The 20636-nt window shown below is 48.4% G+C and carries 22 protein-coding genes and 2 riboswitches; of the genes, 12 read left to right on the top strand and 10 right to left on the bottom strand.

The features are described 5' to 3' along the window. Positions 1-58: 58 nt before the first annotated feature. The 3 genes from AC58UX_RS12230 (at position 59) to AC58UX_RS12220 (ending at position 2882) form a co-directional block, all read left to right on the top strand. Positions 59-337, top strand: coding sequence for an autorepressor SdpR family transcription factor (locus tag AC58UX_RS12230; RefSeq protein ID WP_497252879.1), 279 nt, complete (start codon positions 59-61; stop codon positions 335-337). Continuing rightward, complete coding sequence (locus AC58UX_RS12225) at positions 334-972, top strand: SdpI family protein (RefSeq protein ID WP_497252877.1); 639 nt, start codon at positions 334-336, stop codon at positions 970-972. Before AC58UX_RS12230 ends, AC58UX_RS12225 begins: the two co-directional genes overlap by 4 nt. Before the next feature lie 208 nt (positions 973-1180). Continuing rightward, a riboswitch (cyclic di-GMP riboswitch) is annotated at positions 1181-1272 on the top strand. An 80-nt stretch (positions 1273-1352) separates the two neighbouring features. Continuing rightward, positions 1353-2882, top strand: coding sequence for a methyl-accepting chemotaxis protein (locus AC58UX_RS12220; protein ID WP_497252875.1), 1530 nt, complete (start codon positions 1353-1355; stop codon positions 2880-2882). A 3-nt stretch (positions 2883-2885) separates the two neighbouring features. Here AC58UX_RS12220 and AC58UX_RS12215 read toward each other — a convergent pair whose 3' ends face one another. The 3 genes from AC58UX_RS12215 to hflK form a co-directional block, all read right to left on the bottom strand. Next, a complete protein-coding gene (locus AC58UX_RS12215) occupies positions 2886-3869 on the bottom strand; it encodes a bile acid:sodium symporter family protein (RefSeq protein WP_497252873.1) in 984 nt (327 codons plus the stop codon). A gap of 182 nt (positions 3870-4051) precedes the next feature. Further along, the gene (gene hflC, locus AC58UX_RS12210; protein ID WP_497252871.1) at positions 4052-4924 is read right to left on the bottom strand and encodes a protease modulator HflC; all 873 of its coding nucleotides are present in this window, start codon (positions 4922-4924) and stop codon (positions 4052-4054) included. After that, positions 4921-5931, bottom strand: a complete 1011-nt coding sequence (gene hflK, locus AC58UX_RS12205; RefSeq protein WP_497252869.1) for an FtsH protease activity modulator HflK — start codon at positions 5929-5931, stop codon at positions 4921-4923. Before hflK ends, hflC begins: the two co-directional genes overlap by 4 nt. Positions 5932-6060: 129 nt before the next feature. Then, a riboswitch (TPP riboswitch) is annotated at positions 6061-6159 on the top strand. A gap of 113 nt (positions 6160-6272) precedes the next feature. Between hflK and AC58UX_RS12200 the strand changes: the two genes are divergently transcribed. The 8 genes from AC58UX_RS12200 (at position 6273) to AC58UX_RS12165 (ending at position 12974) form a co-directional block, all read left to right on the top strand. After that, positions 6273-6893, top strand: a complete 621-nt coding sequence (locus AC58UX_RS12200) for a thiamine phosphate synthase (protein WP_497252867.1) — start codon at positions 6273-6275, stop codon at positions 6891-6893. Beyond that, positions 6894-8111 (top strand): glycine oxidase ThiO, encoded by a 1218-nt coding sequence (gene thiO / locus AC58UX_RS12195; protein WP_497252865.1) that lies wholly within the window; start codon positions 6894-6896, stop codon positions 8109-8111. Further along, positions 8095-8298 (top strand): sulfur carrier protein ThiS, encoded by a 204-nt coding sequence (thiS, locus tag AC58UX_RS12190; RefSeq protein ID WP_497252863.1) that lies wholly within the window; start codon positions 8095-8097, stop codon positions 8296-8298. Before thiO ends, thiS begins: the two co-directional genes overlap by 17 nt. Positions 8299-8302: 4 nt before the next feature. Continuing rightward, on the top strand, positions 8303-9070 hold the full coding sequence (locus AC58UX_RS12185; protein ID WP_171632287.1) for a thiazole synthase: 768 nt from the start codon (positions 8303-8305) through the stop codon (positions 9068-9070). A 17-nt stretch (positions 9071-9087) separates the two neighbouring features. After that, positions 9088-9927: a bifunctional hydroxymethylpyrimidine kinase/phosphomethylpyrimidine kinase gene (gene thiD / locus AC58UX_RS12180; protein ID WP_497252860.1), complete on the top strand. Its 840-nt coding sequence runs from the start codon at positions 9088-9090 to the stop codon at positions 9925-9927. After that, complete coding sequence (thiE, locus tag AC58UX_RS12175) at positions 9924-10577, top strand: thiamine phosphate synthase (protein ID WP_497252858.1); 654 nt, start codon at positions 9924-9926, stop codon at positions 10575-10577. Before thiD ends, thiE begins: the two co-directional genes overlap by 4 nt. 654 nt (positions 10578-11231) lie before the next feature. Continuing rightward, positions 11232-11855 (top strand): ArsR/SmtB family transcription factor, encoded by a 624-nt coding sequence (locus AC58UX_RS12170; protein ID WP_497252856.1) that lies wholly within the window; start codon positions 11232-11234, stop codon positions 11853-11855. Positions 11856-11858: 3 nt separating this feature from the next. After that, positions 11859-12974 (top strand): aminopeptidase, encoded by a 1116-nt coding sequence (locus tag AC58UX_RS12165; protein WP_497252854.1) that lies wholly within the window; start codon positions 11859-11861, stop codon positions 12972-12974. A gap of 75 nt (positions 12975-13049) precedes the next feature. On the opposite strand, the gene AC58UX_RS12160 is transcribed toward AC58UX_RS12165, so the two are convergent. Next, on the bottom strand, positions 13050-13445 hold the full coding sequence (locus tag AC58UX_RS12160) for an MmcQ/YjbR family DNA-binding protein (protein WP_497253646.1): 396 nt from the start codon (positions 13443-13445) through the stop codon (positions 13050-13052). A 39-nt stretch (positions 13446-13484) separates the two neighbouring features. Continuing rightward, positions 13485-14336 (bottom strand): AraC family transcriptional regulator, encoded by an 852-nt coding sequence (locus AC58UX_RS12155; RefSeq protein ID WP_497252852.1) that lies wholly within the window; start codon positions 14334-14336, stop codon positions 13485-13487. A gap of 186 nt (positions 14337-14522) precedes the next feature. On the opposite strand from AC58UX_RS12155, the gene AC58UX_RS12150 reads away from it, so the two are divergent. After that, positions 14523-15374 (top strand): sugar phosphate isomerase/epimerase family protein, encoded by an 852-nt coding sequence (locus tag AC58UX_RS12150; protein WP_497252850.1) that lies wholly within the window; start codon positions 14523-14525, stop codon positions 15372-15374. A gap of 346 nt (positions 15375-15720) precedes the next feature. Here the strand turns inward: AC58UX_RS12150 and AC58UX_RS12145 are convergent, their stop codons facing one another. The 5 genes from AC58UX_RS12145 to AC58UX_RS12125 are packed head-to-tail and all read right to left on the bottom strand — an operon-like array spanning position 15721 to position 20621. Next, positions 15721-16443 (bottom strand): nucleoside phosphorylase, encoded by a 723-nt coding sequence (locus AC58UX_RS12145; protein WP_497252848.1) that lies wholly within the window; start codon positions 16441-16443, stop codon positions 15721-15723. A gap of 1 nt (position 16444) precedes the next feature. Beyond that, a complete protein-coding gene (locus AC58UX_RS12140) occupies positions 16445-17122 on the bottom strand; it encodes a sulfite oxidase-like oxidoreductase (RefSeq protein ID WP_497252846.1) in 678 nt (225 codons plus the stop codon). 32 nt (positions 17123-17154) lie between these two features. Further along, positions 17155-18078: an ABC transporter permease gene (locus tag AC58UX_RS12135; protein WP_497252844.1), complete on the bottom strand. Its 924-nt coding sequence runs from the start codon at positions 18076-18078 to the stop codon at positions 17155-17157. Next, the gene (locus AC58UX_RS12130; RefSeq protein ID WP_497252842.1) at positions 18062-19129 is read right to left on the bottom strand and encodes an ABC transporter permease; all 1068 of its coding nucleotides are present in this window, start codon (positions 19127-19129) and stop codon (positions 18062-18064) included. Before AC58UX_RS12130 ends, AC58UX_RS12135 begins: the two co-directional genes overlap by 17 nt. Beyond that, complete coding sequence (locus tag AC58UX_RS12125; protein ID WP_497252840.1) at positions 19122-20621, bottom strand: ABC transporter ATP-binding protein; 1500 nt, start codon at positions 20619-20621, stop codon at positions 19122-19124. The genes AC58UX_RS12130 and AC58UX_RS12125 overlap by 8 nt, the downstream gene beginning before the upstream one ends. Between the last annotated feature and the right edge of the window lie 15 nt (positions 20622-20636).

Raw genomic sequence — 20636 nt, 5'->3', positions numbered from 1 at the left:
ATAGAACGTACAATTTATTATATATTTAGATAAATATCTAAATAAGGAGGAAACCCATTTGAATGAGGCATTTAAAGCGCTAGCGGACCCAACTCGTCGTGAAATTTTACAGCTGCTGCGAGAAAAGAGTATGAATGCTGGTGATATTGCTGATCATTTTAAGATTAGTAAGCCAAGCATTTCGCACCATTTGAACCTGCTTAAACAGGCGGGACTTGTACTTGATGAACGTCAGGGGCAACATATCATGTATACCTTGCACACCACAGTTGTTGAAGACGTCATCGGATGGATGTTTAACATACTTAACAAAAAAGATGAGGAGGAACAATCATGAAAAAATGGAAGGAGATTTTATTATATGTGGTTAGCCTTTCCCCAGCGATAGGTGGCTTAGTGTTGTACAGTCGTCTTCCGGATACGATGGCGAGCCACTTTGACCTGAATAATGAAGTGAACGGTACGATGAGCAAAGAAATGTCGCTTCTCATGCTGGTGCTGCTGGGTTTGCTGCCGCTATTCATGCGGGTATTGAGAAATGTTGATCCAAAGAAAGCGAATTACGAGAAATTTCCTGCGGCATTTGAGGTGACGCGGTTCGGGGTTAGCATCCTTTTAGCTGTCGTAGGTTGGGCGATCATTTTCTTTAACTTAGGGTATAGCCTTGATTTCCAGAAAATCACCATGATCTTGATAGGCGCGCTGTTTACCGTGATGGGCAATTTTTTAACGCAAGTGAAGCCCAACTATACGTTTGGCATACGGACACCATGGACGCTCGCCAATGAAGAAATTTGGAGAAAAACACATCGTTTGGGCGGTCCGCTGATGATGGTGGGCGGAGTGATTTCGTTTATTGCTGCATTTGTAATGCCCTCAATCGCCATCATCATCTTTATAGCGGCAATACTCATCAGTTCCTTAATACCTGTTCTGTATTCCTATGTGATCTTTACCCGTCTTTCAAAGTAAAAAGGTTATTTATAGACTGCCAGCGATTCGCTGAGTGGTCTTTTTCATTGCGGTCAAAATTTTTGACAATCGACAAAATTTTACAAATATCGCTATGTACACAAATTTGTTTGCTACCTATAATAAGCAATAGGATATGTGACTTAAGTAATGTGACTAAAGTAACAGAGAGTGATTGATGTAAGGTTTTTATTGGAAAAACGAACCTAATAGAAAAGGGCAAATCATTGGAAACAATGAGACGCAAAGCCATGGCCTAACGCATACCTATTTGTATGCTACGGTTGACAGGTTGCCGAGTTTGAAGGGATCATCCTTAATTCGGGGTGGTCTTTTTTTGTGTAACAAATCAACAACCATTTTCTAGGGGGAAGCTTGTCATGAGAGCAAAAAAACGTGTCATGCAATTCATCGTTATCGGAACACTGATCTTGGCTTTACTCGTACATGGCCTATCAAGCTTTACACATGGATCCATGCATCATGACGCACTGACAGCATCTTCTCCCACATCATCGTTCCTGTTTCAATGGTTATTTTGGTTGCCTATTGCCCTTGTTAGTCTCAGTTTCATTGTCTACATGTTCCACAAAGATCATGCTTGGCTGCCATTCCTACATACATTATCACTCACTTTTTGCAGCTTCTCCATTATTGCTGGGGGGCAAGGTATGGTTGAGTACCATTTTTCAATTTTCATGGTGTTGGCCATTCTGATGTATTATGACAACATTAAACTACTCTTGTTCAGCACCGTGTTATTTGCCGCACAGCATCTGTTAGGCTATCTCTTCTTTCCAGAACTGGTATATGGGGCAAAAGTGTATGCGTTTTCAATGGTTACCATTCACTTAGTGTTCGTGATTCTCTTTATTGGAGCAGTCATTTACCAAATCGTCTCAGGCCGAATGGCAACTAAAGCCTTCGAATCCGCTCAAAACGATAAAATGCAGCAAACCGTGAAAGACATCATCGGTCGACTTTTTGATACTTCGCAGGAAGTAAGGATGAATTCCAATGGACTTTCGGTGCAATCCTCCGAATTGAATCGCTTAACATCTGAAGTCGTTCAAACGATGCAAAAAGTTGAGCAAGCGGCAATCCATCAAGAGCAAGGGGTAGAAGTGAGCAGAACGGCTGTAACTGAAATGTTAAAAGATACATCACTCATCGCAGAGAATTCGTCCAATGTATCCGAAATTTCTAACCAAGCCGCGCAGGAAGCGGAAAGAGGGAATCAACTGATCCAATTGGCTGTCCACCAAATGCAATCGATGAATAACACGATACATACGACTGCCGAAAAGGTGAAAGTACTTGGCGAACGCTCGGAAGAAATTAACCAAATCGTTAACTTGATTACAGATATCGCTTCACGTACGAACCTGCTGGCGCTGAATGCTGCCATTGAGGCTGCGCGTGCTGGAGAGCATGGCAAAGGCTTCACCGTCGTAGCCAGTGAAGTCCGGAAGCTTGCCGAGCAGACGAGTTCCTCTGCCAAACAGATCGCTGATCTCATTCAAGATGTGCAATCGAATAATGAGGCATCCATCGCTTCTATGGATCGGGTTATTGTGACCTTCGAGCACGGAAATGACGCTGTTGTTGCAGCAGGGCATGCTTTTGAACATATAGCCAAAGCTGTTCATTCTATTGCCGTACAAATGCGAGATATTAACGGAGCATCCCAGCAGGTTTCCGCAAGCACACAGCAATTCAGCGTGACGATGGAGGAAATTTCGCACCTTTCTACACAGCTGGCGAAGAACGTGAAATCCGTCAGCAAGCGGACTGATCAGCAGGATCAGCTCATTTGCAAAACGTCGCAGTTAGCGGATTTATTAGGTGCGCTAAGTGATAAATTGAATGACATTATGAAGACGACTGAGCAATCATTCTCCCAAACATAGCAGTTACATTTGTTTAACACCATTAACAGTTAAGCTTGGCGTGTCACTTTTCAACGCATATTTCCGATTAAGCAGAAAGCCAAAGAGGGATGCGAGCGACTGCTGAAACAGCATGCCAAGCACGACTGGAATCGCCACGGGCGGCGGGAAATAAGCTACGGCTAGTACCGCGCCCGCACTAATATTGCGCATACCACTGTTAAAAGTAAGGGCAACCACGACATCTTGTTCCCAGCGGAACAATCTCGCAACGAGCCAACCGAGCATGTAGCCCAGCGAGGCTACGATGAGCACAAAAGCGGCTAATCCCAACAATTTAGCGTTGAAATCACGCAAATAGGGCGCAATGACGGAGCTATTAATGGCAACGACGATGCCCATGAAAATTTTAGAAAAAGGCCCTAAACGGCCGCCCCATTGCTCCTTAATTTTTCCTCGCGTCCATTGATTCAGCCCCATCCCGATGAGAGAAGGAACGACGATCATGAAGAATAATCCTTTCATCATCGCGAACGTATCGAGCTGCACTTTGGTGCCGACTAACACAGAGAGCGTATAGGGCACGACGAAAGGCGAGAGAATCGTATCCATCAGGATGATCGAAAGCGTCAGTACGATATTGCCGCGATAAATCGCGACCCACACGAAGCTAGTTATCCCCGTTGGAATGGCTGCGGCCAAAATAAGTCCGGTAATCGTCAACGGTTCATGACTATAAACCACATGCCCGAGACCGAGCGCAATTAGCGGCATCCCGACATGTAGAATGAATAAAGTCGTAAGCAGCGGCAGTGGTTGTACGACAACCTTGATGAATTCTCGAAAGCTGGAGGCGATACTCCCCGAGAAGGTCATGAAAGCAAACAACCACGGTGATAAATAGGTGAATCCCGATAAGTGGCTTCCGAGCAGAACCCCGATAAGAACACTAATAGGCGTGATGAGCGGCATGATTTTTTCTAATTGACGATTCAACTGAGGCAGCATCTAGGTGACCATTCCTTTCGTAAATAGCTCAGAACAAGTGCATATGTAAGCCGATGTGATGATGATTTTTCAATTGTAGCAGATCAATAAACAGAAGATAAGAGTCGATTGGACAATCGTTAACGTCATAAACAAAAAAAAGCACGCCATCCGAAGATGACATGCTCTTAAATACACCTAAATTATTTACCAAGTAAAATTTTCGTGTACGGAGAATCGATAGGCAGCATGATGACAGGCTCCCCTTTAAACGACACCAAGTAACTATCCAAGGTACGGTAGAAATTGTAAAAGGCAGGGTCCTTGCCGTAAGCCGTGTTGTAAATTTTAGCCGCCTCTTGCTCGCCTTCAGCCACGATTTTCTTCGCATCCGCTTGAGCTTGTGCGATCAACTCGCTTGCCTGTCTGTCGGCCTTGGAAGTGATTTTCTTGGACTCCTCATCGCCCTCGGACAAGTACTTCGCCGCAATGGATTGGCGGTCGGAGATCATCCGTTTGTACACGCTTTGCTTGTTGGAATCCGGCAGATCCGTGCGCTTGATGCGCACATCGACGATTTGAATACCGTAGTTATCGCGCTCCATCAACTCCGAAACTTCCTTCGTAATTTCATCGTTCAGATTACCACGCTGCGTATTTTCGCTAATGATATCACTGTAATTGATTTCCGATAATTTCCGCCTAACGGTGTTGTACACAGCGGCATCAATCCGCTCTTCCCCGCCTGTGATCGATTGAATCGTACGCAGGAATTGCTGCGCGTCGTCGATCCGCCATACCGTATAGTTGTCGACTTCGATCGGCTTTTTATCTTTCGTAAGGATAGAAGTAGGCTTGCTGTCATACACCATCTGGTATTTAGGAAGCGTGCGTACGGATTCGATGAAAGGTATTTTAAAATGAATGCCAGGCTCGGTTTGGATCCGAACGGCCTCACCGAATTTGAGCACGACGCGGTATTGACCTTCTTTTACAATAAAGATGGAGATCAGGAAGAAAAACAAGAGAACTACCCCAAGGATGGATCTGAAAATCCATTTACGTTGCATACTCATTTCGCAGCCCCTCCTTGCGTCGTGCCCGTTGCAGCAGCAGGTGTGCGCAGCAGTTCATTGATCGGTAAATATTTAACCGTTTCGCCGGTGCTGTCGCTGATGAAAATTTTCGCGTTCGGCAATATTTTTTCTAACGTCTCGATGATAAGCCTGCTCTCTGTGACGGATTTATTATTGGCGTACTCCGCATAAAGGGCGTTAAATTTCGCAACATCCCCCTGCGCATTCAAAATCCGTGATTTCTTCTGAGCTTCCGCATTCTCAAGAAGTGCCTGAGCGTTACCGCGCTCCCGAGGAAGGATATCATTTTCGTATTTCGTCGCTACGTTAATCTTCGTGTTCTTCTCTTCGCGAGCATTCGTAACGTCTTTAAAAGCATTCTGCACATCGCCAGCTGGCGGCTCGATATCTTGGAACTTCAAATCGACGATATGGATACCAGTTTGATATTTCGTCTGCATTTCAATCAATCGCTCTTTGACCTTGCCTTGGACCTCCGTTTTTCCTTCTGTGATGGCAAAGTCGAGCGCTGTAGCGCCGATTACTGAACGAATTGCTGCACTCGCGGAGTTGCGAAGAAACAATTCGGCATTATCAATGTTGTACAAGTAGTTGCGCATGTCACTGATATTCCATTCCACAACGGCATCAGCGGATAAAATGTTTTCATCCCCCGTAATCATCATTGCTTCTTCTTCGACGGGAGTGATTTTACCATTGGCCTCACGGAAGCCGATTTGGATACGCTGTGTCTTTTTAGCAGGAAGAACAATGACTTGTTGAATTGGAAAAGGGAGTTTAAAGTGCAGCCCGGCTTCTTTTTCAGTTGTGTATTTGCCGAGTGTTAGAATGGCTGCTTTCTCATGCTCCTGCACGGTGTAGAAGGTGGACTTACCAAAGATGAGGACAAGAACGATAATGAGGCCGATAATGATTTTGGTTACTAAACCAGGAGGAAGAGAGGAAGGTCTTCGTCGATCGGGTTCTGGCAGTACAAATGGTTCCACGGAAAACACCCCTTCAATTATAAGATAGACTGATATGCTATACGGGAAGTTTTGGAAATGGTTTCAGCAGGAAAATACTTATTTCCAAGAGTTGACTGTCATGCTATGATATTGAGTAATTGCATACGAATGAATCCCTAGGGGCGCCGAGAGGCTGAGACAGTGTAGACTGAACCCTTTGAACCTGATCTGGTTTATGCCAGCGGAGGAAAGTGGAACGAGCTTTGGAGCCGATTTAATATCTGTTTATGATGCGGCAGCCTACAACCACTTTCTGGAGGAAAGTGGTTTTTTTGTGTTTCAAGGGCAACGTCAGGTAGAGAGGAGTCGATCATCCTTCGATGTTAGAGAAAGAGCTGCATGTCATATCGGGTGGGAAGCTTACATGGTCAGAGATAGCAAAGGTTGCGGCACAGATTCATCCGTATGTCACGGCCATTCATATTCGCGAGAAAACGAAGTCCTTGGACGAAGTGTTTATCGGTGTGCAGTACTTGTTGGAGCAAGGGATTCCAGCTAAAAGCTTGTATGTCAACGGTTTTCCTTCCATTGCGCTAGCCTTACAAACCGGCGGGCTGCAGCTGCCAGGCTCGACGCCAGCGCTAGTAATTCAGGATGAGCTATGCCGGGGGATTGGGCGCATCGGCGTTTCTGTTCATCAGGCAGATGAGGCAAAATGTCGGGAAAAAGAGGGCGCCGACTATGTCATGTTCGGTCATATTTTTGCGACAAACTCGAAGCAGGGAGCGCCTCCCAGAGGCTTAGAACAATTACGGGATTTAGTTAATCACGTTAACATTCCAGTGATTGCGATTGGTGGCATGACGCCTGCGAGAGTTAGGTCTGTACTGGATACCGGAGCAGCTGGCGTCGCAGTGATGAGCGGAATATGGGAAGCAGCGGATCCTCTCGGAGCCGTTCAGGCCTATTACAATGAGCTTCGGCAGATAGAGGTGAGTTAAATGTCAGCAGCAAGATCAGAAGTCATCATCGTTGGCGGCGGTGTTATCGGTACTTCGATTGCCTATTACTTGGCTAAAAGAGGGCAATCCGTCACGCTGCTTGAACGAAGCCAGCTGAGTACGGAAGCCTCAGCTGCGGCAGCGGGCATGCTCGGCGCGCAGTCTGAGATGGAAGACACCGGCGCCCTGTTTCAGTGGGCGCGATTGAGTAGATCTATGTTCCCCGAGCTAAGCGGGGAACTGCGAGAACTCACGGGCATCGACATCGGTCTCGTCCGTGAGGGGCTGCTGAACGTCGCGCTCAGCGACGTTCAAGAGGAAGAGCTGCGCGCGCGGGAGAAGCTCCAGCGCGCCGCAGGCGAGCAGGCCCAGTGGCTCAGCGCCGCTGAAGCCACGGCCATAGAGCCCGCGCTGAGCGGAGCTACGCGCGGAGCGTTGTACCTGCCGGGTGATGGGCAGGTGGATGCGCCTTTGCTGGCGGCGGCCTTCGCGCAGGCAGCGCAAGTGCTGGGGGCGAAGGTGCAACCGTTCGCCCAGGTGCAAGGGCTGCTGACCGCGAAGGAGCGCGTCATCGGCGTGCAGACGGCCGCCGGTCCGCTCTACAGCGACCACGTCGTCGTTGCCGCAGGCACGTGGAGCGGTCAGCTGCTGGCTGGCATCGGCATCGACTTGCCGATGTATCCGGTGAAAGGCGAGTGCTTCTCCGTGAGGACGCCGAAGCCTGTATTGAAGAAAACCCTGTTCTCGCCAGGGTGCTATATCGTCCCGAAAGCCGGCGGACGGCTGGTGGTCGGCGCGACGGTTGTGCCCCACAGCTACGACCGCAAGGTGTCGCTCTCGGGTTTAGCCGAGCTAATGGAGCGCGCGAGGGGACTGATGCCCGCGCTCGGCGACGCCGAGTGGGAGAAGGCTTGGTCGGGGCTGCGCCCGCAGACCGCAGACGGACTGCCCTACATCGGCAAGGTGCCGACGATGGAAGGCTTGTATACAGCGTGCGGGCATTATCGCAACGGGATTTTGCTGAGTCCCATCACTGGTAAGGTGATGGCAGATTGGATTTTAGGCGGAGATGGCGCAGGCGAACAGGGGATACAAGCGATAGCTCCTTGGCTGAATGCCTTCAGCCCTGATCTGTCGCCAGAGTCCGCGCGTCATCGGGATCATGACATTTTTTCAGCTACAGGAAAGGAATTGATAAGTATTGAAACTGCACATTAATGGTCAGCAGGTAGATGTACCCGATACAATTCGGACCGTTGTGGAGCTGCTCGCGCACTTCGATTTAAGCGACAAAATGCTCGTGGTTGAGCATAACGCAGCCATTTTACATAAAGAGGATCACGCTGGCGCTGAGTTGGCAGATGGTCACAAAATTGAGATCGTTCATTTCGTTGGAGGAGGATAATCACATGTTAAAAATCGGTCCATATGAGTTTCGTTCACGTTTGCTGCTAGGTACGGGGAAGTTCCCAGATTTTCAGATTCAAAAACAAGCGGTGGATATCAGCGAGTCGCAAATTTTGACGTTTGCGGTGCGACGGATGAATATTTTTGAGGCGAGTCAGCCCAATTTCTTGTCGATGCTGGATACGTCGAATTTCACGTTGCTGCCGAATACCGCTGGTGCCAAAACAGCCGAAGAAGCCGTTCGCATCGCGCGTTTAGCGAAAGCATCAGGCTTGTGCGACATGATCAAAGTCGAGGTCATCGGCGATGAAATGACCCTGCTGCCTGATCCAGTTGAAACGCTGAAAGCTTCCGAAATGCTGTTAGAGGAAGGCTTTATTGTACTTCCTTATACATCGGATGATGTGTTGTTGGCCAAACGTCTGCAAGCCCTCGGCGTACATGCAATTATGCCAGGCGCATCACCGATCGGTACAGGTCAAGGGATTATTAACCCGCTGAACCTGAGCTTCATCATCGAGCAAGCGACGGTTCCGGTTATCGTGGATGCAGGGATTGGTGCACCTTCCGATGCAGCGTTGGCGATGGAAATGGGCGCAGACGGTGTGCTGCTGAACACGGCCGTATCGGGTGCGAAGGATCCGGTCAAAATGGCTTACGCCATGAAGCTCGCGATTGAAGCGGGACGCGCAGGCTTTGAAGCGGGGCGCATTCCCAAGAAGCGTTACGCGTCGGCGAGCAGTCCGATGGATGGGTTGAGCCGGGTGTAAGGCAAAGGGGGAGTACCATGGCGATTTATAAAGCATTGACGATTGCTGGCTCAGACAGCGGCGGTGGTGCAGGTATACAGGCGGATCTGAAAACATTTCAAGAGCTAGGCGTGTACGGCATGTCCGTGATTACGGCAGTGACGGCGCAGAATACGATGGGTGTGCAAGGCGTTTACCCGATGAGCGCGGAAGCGATCGAACGCCAATTAGCGTCTATTGGGGAAGATTTACGACCGGATGCGTTGAAAACGGGGATGCTGTTCAGCGGCGAGATTATTCGCGTTGTGGCTGCGGCGATTAAGCAATACGGCTGGAAGCAAATCGTTGTAGACCCCGTGATGATTGCTAAGGGTGGGGCTTCGCTTTTGCAGCAAGAGGCGATTGACGCGATGATTCAGGAACTGCTGCCGCTCGCAGATGTTGTAACACCAAATATCCCCGAAGCGGAGACGCTAAGCGGAATGCGGATTACAGATGGGGATACGCGGAAGCAGGCAGCGATACGCATCCATGCTTACGGCTGTAAGCATGTGATGATCAAAGGCGGACATGAGGCCAATACGGAGCAGGCGACGGACTTACTGTATGATGGATCTTCTTTTACGGAATTTACATCCAAAAGGTTAGTCACCCCGCACACGCATGGAACAGGCTGCACATTTGCCGCTGCTCTGACGTCGGGATTAGCGCAAGGACACAAGACGAAGGCGTCCTTGCAGCTGGCGAAAAGCTTCATCCACGCGGCGATTTCGGAGCCGTTACATATCGGAAGCGGACATGGTCCGACGAATCATTGGGCGTATCAGCAGGGTGTTCGGGCTGCTGAGCTCCAAGAAGCTGCGCGAGGTGTGCTATGAACTTTAATGAAGTGCAGCTGCGCGAAGCGCTGCGTTTGTATTTAGTGATGGGCAGTCCAAACTGTGGCGGGGCTGATCCGTACGAAGTGCTGGAAGCCGCCATCGACGGCGGCATCACGATGTTTCAGCTGCGCGAGAAGGGCCCCGGCGCCCTGCAGGGGCCGGAGCTGCTCGCGCTCGGCGCACGGCTGCGCAGCCTTTGCGCGCAGCGCGCGATTCCGTTCATCGTCAACGATGATGAACGGCTAGCTCTAGAGCTGGAGGCCGATGGGATCCACATCGGCCAAGACGATGCCCCAGCCGCCGCCGTGCGGAAGCGGCTGCCGAACATGATCGTGGGCGTATCGGCCCACGATTTGGGCGAAGCCCAGTCGGCGCTGGCCGAAGGAGCCGACTATCTTGGCGTAGGCCCCCAGTACGCCACGCGCACGAAGCTCGATGCGCGTGAGGTCCAGGGGCCTGCCGGCATTGTGCGGATGCGCGCAGGCGGCATCCAGCTGCCTATTGTGGGCATCGGGGGCATCGATGCCACCAATGCAGGCGCCGTCATCCGCGCGGGCGCGGACGGCGTGGCGGTCGTGAGCGCGATCTCCGGCGCGCGCTCACCGAGGGAAGCTGCTGCGGCGTTGCGCGCGCAGCTTGGCAAGTAGCTTCTTACCATCTCTCACTCCACGCTCATGTTAACGAATGACAAAAATCATTATTTGTTAGTTGAAATTGTGGGTTTTAAATAATTGAAAGATGAATATGCCCGAGTATCAGCCGAAGCAATCCTATCCGCCCTCACAACCTAGAATAACGAATGACAAAATTCATTATTTGTTAGCTGAAATTGTGGGTTTTGCGTAATTGATAGATGATACGCCCAAGTTTCAGCCGGGCACCCATCCCTCACTCCGGTCCTAGGATAACGAATGACAAATATCATATTTTGTTAGATGAAATGGCTATTTCAGACTAACTTTTTATTTTAATAGAGACGTTTCTACCTTTTTGGGTGACAGAAACGTCCCTTTTTGCTACCATAGTAGAAAGCTTAATTTCGGTAATCCTTTAAAGCGGTGAAATGTCGCATGGAAAAAGGGCTCGAACTGATTCATTGGGTACTCAAAACGGCAATTGACATCGATTCTGTTTAGCATTATGATACGGTTAAAAAGATTTGACCGTCGTTTAATTAATCTCATAAGAGATTAAAAGTAGACCAAGCAGCGCATGTCGCAAGGCTTTTTCGAGATTATATACTCGTTCTAGTGTTGGCATATACGTTTACCTTGGTACTAGAGAGGGAGGTCGGATCCACGATGAAACTGCAACCTGTTTATATCATTGAAGAACTTGAACAACTCAAAACTATCAGTGATCCACTTCGCGCTAGAGTACTGCTTTATCTCATAGAGAAAGCTTATACCGGCCAGCAGTTGGCTAAACTGTTAGGGATGGCGCGCGCAAAGGTGCATTATCATTTGAATGAGCTTGAGCGTCATAATTTGATTTTTGTTGTTCGTACGGAGCTTAAGAATGGTATTGTACAAAAATTTTATCGTGCTGTTGCACGTGGTTTTGTACCTGGCGAGAACTTGCTTCCGTATGTTTCAGAGGTAGAAAATTATTACCGTGAACGTACATTAAGTGTACTTGGACATGCTAGAAACAGAGCGATTCATGCGCCGGAAGAGGCGTTTCAAATTCCATCGCCCGACCGTTCCCAGTGGCCGATTATCATGACGCAGGTTGAAGCAAAAATGAGCAAAGCGAAATTTGCCGAATGGATAAGTAAATTCCGCGCCCTTATTTATGAGCTGGATGCCGAGCAGGAAGAAAATGGGGAATGGTTCTATTTGACGACGGTCGGCTTTCAGACGCATGAAAGGGGCTTTGACCCCATCGAAAACGTCACCGAATCCGCGACTGAAGAGGAGAGATAATTCATGTTGGATCCTAGACTAACTAAGCTTGCAGACGTACTAGTGAATTATTCCGTAAAAGCGAAAGCTGGCGAAAACATTCTAATTGAAGCGTACGGAATCGATTCCGCGCTGGTGAAAGAAATTGTGAAGAAGGTGCATGCTGCTGGTGCGCATCCTTTTGTAAACCTGCGGGATCACGCTGTGATTCGCGAACTTGTTATGAATGGCACAGAAGCGCAAATGCAAACGTGGGCGGACGCAGATGCGTTCCAAATGAAACAAATGCAAGGTTACATAGGCGTACGCGGCGGCGCGAACATTTATGAGCTGTCGGATATTCCGGCGGATCGGATGAAGTTGTACAACTCGGTGTACTATCAACAGGTTCATTTCGATGTCCGTATTAAGGATACGAGATGGGTCGTTCTTCGCTACCCAACGGCTTCCATGGCGCAGCTTGCTAGCATGAGTACAGATGCGTTCGAGGATTTCTATTTCAATGTATGTACGATGGATTATGGCAAAATGTCCAAAGCGATGGATCCGTTGAAAGAGCTTATGGACCGCACGGACAAAGTGCGTCTTGTCGGCCCTGGTACGGATTTGACGTTTTCGATCAAAGGCATCGGCGGCGTGAAATGCGATGGAGAGCTGAACATTCCAGATGGCGAAGTGTATTCCGCTCCTGTGCGTGATTCCGTGAACGGCGTCATTTCCTACAACACACCGTCACCGCATGATGGCTTTATTTTCGAGAACGTTGTGCTGCATTTCGAAAACGGAAAAATCGTTAAAGCGACAGCGAATGATACGGATCGCATCAACGAAATTTTTGACATGGATGAAGGTGCACGCTATGTTGGGGAATTTGCTATCGGCGTGAATCCTTATATCAAGCACCCGATGAAGGACATTCTGTTCGATGAGAAAATCGACGGCAGCTTCCACTTCACACCAGGGAATTGCTATGATGATGCCTACAACGGCAACAAATCCTCGCTGCACTGGGATATGGTGAACATCCAACGTCCTGAGTATGGCGGCGGCGAAATTTGGTTTGATGATGTGTTGATTCGTAAGGACGGCATGTTCGTACTGCCTGAGCTTCTAGTCTTGAACCCAGAGAACCTGAAATAAGTTTTCTGTTCTATAGAAAAAGGTTGTCCATCGTCGTTATAGACGTGGGCAACCTTTTTTATGTTGCAGTCAAGTTTATGAAATTGTATTTTTTAGCTGTTGAACAAGCTTCTTAGGTGCGGTCCGGGCATATCCTTCTACGATTAAATCTTGAATTTCGGACCAAGGCACAAGGTCAACGTTCTGAATACTAACCCAGCCATGACGGCCGATATAAGGCGTCTTCTCGTACGCGGTACCCTCCTGACCTAAGAGGAACTCCTGTGTAGTAAGGTTTGTTTTGAGTGATGTTGAGATTTGGCCATCTGTTTCGCCCATAAAAACAAATGGTTTGTCTTTGACACGAAAGGTAGTATGGCCAAAGCCATCTACCTTTTCTTCTACTTCTGGAAGTTTCGTGCAAAAATCGCGGATTCTGGCAACTAGGGCGAGTCCTTGAGCGGATTCAATCTGAGTTTGTGACAAGCGGATCAACTCCTATGGATGGGTTGGGATTTTTCATTATCTGAATCAAACCCGTCGCTGCTGCGACTGGTACTGCCGCGGCGGAAGGCCGACAGCCTTTTTAAATGTGCGGATGAAATTTGAATAGTCATTAAAGCCTGCGAGCTGGCACGTGTCAGTGACCGTGGAGCCCTCGCGAAGCAGATGCTTGGCTCTGGCAATACGTTTGAACAAGATGTGCTCGTGAATCGTGCTGCCTGTATGTTTTTTGAAAAGACGGCACAAGTACGATCGGTTCATGAAGACGACCTGCTCCAATACCTCAAGTGAGAGATCCTGATCCAGATTTTCATCAATGTAGGTGAATAGGGAGGAAAGCTTGTCTGGCATCATGACCTGTTCTTCTTGTTTGCCTTGATTCTGGAAGATCCGATTGATAAAAACAAGCAGCTCGATAAAGGTTGATACGTACAGGATCTCTGATCCGGGCAGTGCTTGTGGACGGCGATGCATCTCCATACGATCGTAGAGCTTCATAATGTCGTCAATTTGTGGCGGCGTCAGTCTCATCCGATTTTGCTCACCAAACACACGATTCGTGAAGCAGTCCAACAGGTTGAACTGTGGAGAGTTGAAGCTTTCTAGGATTGCTGGATTGAAATGAATCACAACATTTTCGTAGCGCTGTTTTTTCGATTGAAAATTAGGCCGATGAAGCTCATTGCTATGCATGATCAACAGGTCGCCATACTGCAAGGGATACACTTGCTTTTCGATAAAATAGTGAACGTCACCTGTGAGAAAGAAGTAGATTTCATATTGGTCTTGATGCTGATGAAAATCCAGTGGAACCGGATTATGGGTTATAGCATGTCGAAAGGTCAACAGCTGATTGAGATTTTTATACATTTCCTGCATGTGAAGATCTCCTCTATGTGAGCCCTAGTCAATATAAGCAAACTTTTGCCCAATTAATGCAATGAATACGTTTTTATTATACTGCAAAATATAGATGAGTTAAACATTCAACCTATTCTTGCTTATACTGAAGCTTATGCTTACGATGCTAGTTTTTCTAGCGAAAAACTTTTAGGAGGCTTATATATGAAATTATCCGTATTTACTGTCGCAACACCAGATCTAACACCTGAAGAGCTTGCTAAAGCAGCTGCTGCTGCCGGGATTACTGGCATTGAGTGGCGCTTCAAAGATATTCCTGCGGACGCTGTAGGACAAAAGCCTTCCTTCTGGGGCAACAATCTGTGCTCGATCGATCCAGCTTCTTCTGATGCAGAACTTGAGCGTTTTAAGCAAGCAGCTCTTAACGAAAACCTTGTGAACCTGAGCATTACACCTTATTTGAACAACTGTGATGTAGCGGAAACTGAGCATGTTTTCAAAGCGGCTCAAAAAGTTGGCGTTCCGTTCATCCGCGTAGGCGTGCCTGGTTACGATAAAAGCAAAAACTATAATGATTTGTTCGCTAAAGCAGTGGACTACCTTCACCATGTCCAAGAGCTTTCCCAGCAATATGGGGTAAAAGGTCTAGTTGAGACGCATCACAACACGATTACTGCGAGTGCTGGTTTGGCTCATCGACTTGTGTCTGGTTTCAACCCAGACAACATTGGCGTACTTCACGATGCAGGCAACATGGTGCATGAGGGCTTCGAGAACCACCGTATGGGCCTTGAATTGCTCGGACCTTACCTTGCACACGTACATGTCAAAAACGCTGCATGGACGCTTACAGGCGAGGAACAAGACGGCATCAAGCTGTGGAGAAGCGAGTGGGCACCGATTGATGCGGGTATCGTGAACTGGAAGCAAGTGCTTAACGATTTGAAAGCAGTTGGCTACGACGGATACCTCGGTATCGAAGATTTCAGCTGCCAATTCGGCACAATTGAGATGCTGAATAACTTCTCAGCGAAAGTTAAGCAATGGTTGGCTTAAACGTATAAGAGCGAAAAACCTTCAACACCACGGGAAAGTGGGGTTGAAGGTTTTTTCTGTGCTCGCTTTATTGGTGGTAAAAATGTAAAAGTACATCTTTTTCAGAGGAAGTAACTTAAGTGTGATTAATAAATGCGAAAGTGCAATCTTTTCGGCTGAAAAGGTCTAAATAGGGCTGAAAACAAAGAAATTGATGCCTTTTCGCATCAATTTCTTTTAAAATCGTTAATTTGTTAGAAAAAAGATGCCTTTTTGCATTTCACAGCCCAAGATGGGGTGTACGGCAGGTGGTTGCGATACGGTGGCGCTGCTAACTGAATAGTTAGCTAGGCTATCGCTACTTGCCTTACGTCTGCAGCTTCACAATCGCACGAATCGCAGCATCAATCTCCCGCTCAATAGCGCCAGATACGACATCCGTATGCGGATTGTACACTTCCCGCAGATCAGCGTCTGCGTAGCCGTCTAGGGCGACGATCGCGCCAGCGCGCACACCGCGAAGCGATGCGATGACGAAGAGCGCGGCAATTTCCATTTCAACGGCTAATGCGCCAGCTTGCTTGTATTTACGATGCGGGAATTCCTCGACGCCTTGGAAGAAAGCGTCCAACGTCACGGTAATCCCTTGCTTCACGATTCCGTCCGTTTCAGAAGCCGCTTCATACAGCGCGCGGGTAACGGTGTGATCAGCTACCGCAGGGAAGCCGTGCGGCACGAGCTGGCGAGTTAAGCCTTCCTCGCGTACCGCTGCTGTGCTTACAACGAGGCTACCTGGCGGGACATCCGCTGAGTAAGAGCCAGCAGTGCCCACGCGAATCAGCGTCTTGACGCCGCCTTTGATGAGCTCCTCAAAGCAAACTGCCGCGCCAGGCGACCCGACACCATGACTGACAACGGTGATAGGTACGCCATTCTTTTCGCCAACGAATGTCCGATATTCGCGGCTGAAGGAAAGCTCGCGTGCGTTGTCCAGCTTGCGTGAGATAGCTTCGGCACGGAACGGGTCACCACACACGATGGCATATGGAGTTAAGTCTTCCGAATTCACTTGTAAAATAGGTAAAAACAACTTAATCGAACTCCTTTCTGACCCATTCATCTTCTGGGATTGGAATGGCTTCGCCGGAGAAGCGTTGTTCTTGGAACGGATCTGCGACATTATGGAAGCCATTACGTTCCCAGAAGCCTTCACGGTCTTCCATCATGAACTCGATGCCGCGAATCCATTTGGCGCTTTTCCAGAAATAGAGATGAGGGACGACAAGACGAAGCGGCCAGCCATGCTTTAACGTAAGCGGTTGTCCATCATAAGCAAAAGCCAACAGGATGTCATCGCCCATCAGATCAGCAAGCGGCACGTTCGTTTCATAGTCATTGTCGGCATGAATCATGACATATTTTCCTTCGGGTTTTACATCGATTAGTTGAAGGAAATCTCTGAAGCGCACGCCTTCCCATACCGTATCCAGTTTGGACCAACGGGTCACACAGTGAATATCGCACTGGATTTGCGTGCGAGGCAGGGCAAGTATGTCGTCGTAGCTGAACGTTTTTTCTTCGGCAACTTGTCCGAAAACGCGCAGCGACCACGCCGCCATATCATAGTTCGGTACTTCGCCCTCATGCAAAATGGGGAAGCGTTCCGTAACCGCCTGGCCTGGTGGAATTCGACCTGCAAGCTCTTGTGGAACGTCTACAGCGGGAATTTGCATGCGCTTGATGCGCTCCGCTTTGGTGTCTTTATGCATCTGCCATCCTCCTAAGCTTATGCGTATCTCTGTTATCGCGAGCTGCCATTCGCTTTCTGTGCATCCGCCATGTAATTGCTTTTACGGAAGAACAGCATCGCCAGCAATGTCACGATATAAGGCAGCATTTGTGTGAAATGGGTTGGTAATGAGAAGCCTTGAAGGCGGATACTGAACGCATCCATTAAGCCAAACAGCAAGCTGGAAGCCATGACGCCAATCGGATTGGCTTGTCCCAGCATGGTTGCAACGAGCGCGATGAAGCCGCGGCCTGCTGTCATACCTTCGGTAAACATGGTCACTTGACCCAATGAAAGCTGCGCGCCTGCTAGTCCGCAAAGGACACCGCAGATGAGCACGGCCAAATATTGCATCCGATTGACCTTGATTCCGATACTTTTCGCCGCAACAGGGTTTTCCCCGACAGCGATCATGCGGAAGCCAATAACGGATTTAAAGAGTAAATATTGAAGTGCGAATACAAGCACAAAAGCTAGATAAACGAGCGGTGAATGCCCGGACACAATCCCGCCAATGACAGGGATATCTTGAATGAAGGGGATGTCCCACTTCGGAAGTCCGATCATATTTTTATCATAGTAAGCGCCTTTGACATTAAAAATGGCTTTCAAACAAAACGCTGTTAAGCCGAGCGCTAGAAAGTTAAACGAAATACCGACGACGATCACATTTGCTTGTAAATGGATACTCATATAAGCAAAAATCAATGAAAACAGCATGGTTACGGCAATGGCTATGATCACGGCAAGGAATACGTTGCCTGTGTAGTAGTTGCCAACAATTGCCGAGAAGGCGCCGACCAAGACGAACCCTTCCAAACCAACATTAAACAATCCGACCCGCGAACAGATCGCCCCGCCGAGTGCTGCAAGAAGAATGGGAGCGACCATGCGAAGCATGGAGTTAAATAAAGACACATCAAGAAGATGCTCCATCGCTCTTGCCTCCTTTCCGACGTTTCCATAGGGTAAAGCTGAATTTAGCAGTTACAAAGAGAATGAGCAATGATTGAATAACACTGGATATTTGCAGTGGAATGTCTGTATTGCGTTCAACACCCATGCCTCCGGTTTGCAAAGCAGCAAGGAGAAGAGAGGCGATAGCCGTACCTAGAGGATGGGCCCCCGAAAGCAGAGTCGCCATGATGCCTGACCAAGCATATCCAGGATTCGAGATCATGCCATCCGTATAACGATACTGCATACCGAGCACCTCGATGGCTCCAGCAAGTCCGGCAAAGCCGCCGCTCGCGAACATACTCGTTAGCATCACTTTTCGTCTATTTACCCCGCCATAAGCGGCAAATAACGGATTATAGCCCAGCATCCGAATTTCATAACCGGCAACGGTATATTTAATGAACAAGAACAGGAGAACGGCTAGCGCAATGGCGATGATAAAGCCAGCATGGACGCTCATTCCTTGGAATAGCTTAGGAAGCCAAACGCCCTTATCAATCATCATCGTTTGAGCGAGTGCTGCTGAACCCGATTTGTCTTTGAACGGATAGGCAACCACATAACCTGCGAATAAAGCCGCTATATAATTAAGCAACAACGTTGTAATGATCAAATTCATGCGGAATTTCGCATCGAGCCAGCCAGCGAACGCTGACCAAATTCCGCCTGCCAGAATTCCGCCAAGAATGGCAGCTAGCAATTTAAATAGCGGAGGCCCAGGCAGGTATAGCGCAACCATGGCACTGGATAGGGCGCCAAGAATCATTTGGCCTTCCGACCCCATGTTGAAAAATCCAGCACGAAAGGCAATCGATACGCCCAACCCAACAAGAATAAGTGGAGTCGCTCGCGTTAGGGTATTTGTGAAGTAGAAAAAGTTGCCGAAGGCACCTTTCCACATCTCAGTGTACGTTTCAATGACGGACCCGCCAATCAGCGTAATGGCAATCGCACCACCGAGCAAACCGATGACTACGGCAAGCAAGGGCTGAATCCAAGCGCTTAGATTGAGTCGACTTTTAAGCATCTGAATTTCCTCCTGCCATCCATAAGCTAATTTGCTCCTCTGTTGCGTCTTCGGCTGATAATTCGCCGACAATGCGTCCTTCGTACATGACAACAATGCGATCTGACAGCTTAAGAATCTCGGTTAATTCCGAGGATACTAAAAGAATAGCACCTTGTTCATCTCGTTTACGAAGGAGCTCTTCATGAATCAATTCCATAGCCCCAATATCAACACCGCGAGTAGGCTCGGCAGCGATTAGAAAAGGCTGTTTCTGAGCAATCTCTCTAGCGACAATGAGCTTTTGTAAATTACCGCCGGACAGAAACTTCACTTTGGCCTCTTGAGAGCCCGCTTTAATCTGGAATTGCTGGATGAAGCCACTAACCATATCGCGGAGGTCTTTTCCTTTTAAAAGGCCTGAGCGGCTTTTGGTTTTATGATGACCCATCGTGCCATTATCTAACACAGTGCCTTCTTTGGCCGCACCCCATTGGTAGCGATCCTCCGGTACGTGAGACAGACCGATGTCTCTGATTTCGCGAACGGAGCGTCCTTGAACAGGCGTGCCTAATAATTGAATTTCTCCTTGATCAATCGGTTGGAGACCTGAAATTGCTTGAATCAATTCTGATTGGCCATTTCCTGAAATACCAGCAATACCAACGATTTCTCCGGCTTTTACTTGCAAATTAACACGATCGAGCACAGGCTTGCCTTTATCTCCGTGGATGGAAACGTCCTGAACCTGAAGAACAGTTTGGCCTGTGGTCAGTGCTCGTTTCTTCAGCTGTTTCAAATCTCGTCCAACCATTAACTTGGATAGTTCTTCAATGTTCGTAGCACTAGCGTCAACGGTTCCCGTAACCTTCCCGTCCCGTAGCACGGTAACCCGATCTGCAACCTCCATCACTTCGTGCAGCTTGTGCGTGATGATGATGAAGCTCTTGCCCTGATTAGCCAGGCTCCTCATAATGACGAGCAGCTCTTTGGCCTCCAGCGGCGTGAGCACCCCAGTGGGCTCGTCCAAAATAATGATGTCGGCCCCTTGGTATAACACTTTCAGGATCTCAACGCGCTGCTGCAAACCGAGCGGGCAGTCGGCCACCTTCTTGCGCGGATCAATCGGCAAGCGATATTTGGCGCATAGCTCATCAACCTGTGAGATGGCTTTTTTACGGTCAAAGGCAAGCCCAGCTTTGGGCTCATTGCCGATTACGATATTTTCAGCCACGGTAAACGAAGGGAAGAGCATGAAATGCTGGTGAACCATACCGATGCCATGACGAATAGCATCCGTGGGATTGGTAAAAACAACTTCTTTGCCATTCAGAAGAATGCTGCCAGCCGTAGGCTGCTCCATGCCGTACAAGATGCGCATCATGGTCGTTTTGCCAGCGCCATTTTCCCCAACTAATGCATGAATTTCACCTTGACGCAGCGAGAAATCAACGTTTGAATTCGCTGTTAAATTGCCATATGTTTTTGTTATTTGACGCATTTGAAGCAGCATAACGGTTTTTCGCTC

The organism is Paenibacillus sp. J22P90, from assembly GCF_059692195.1.
Note: the sequence above shows the minus strand (reverse complement) of the source record. Positions and strands in the feature narration are given on the sequence as shown.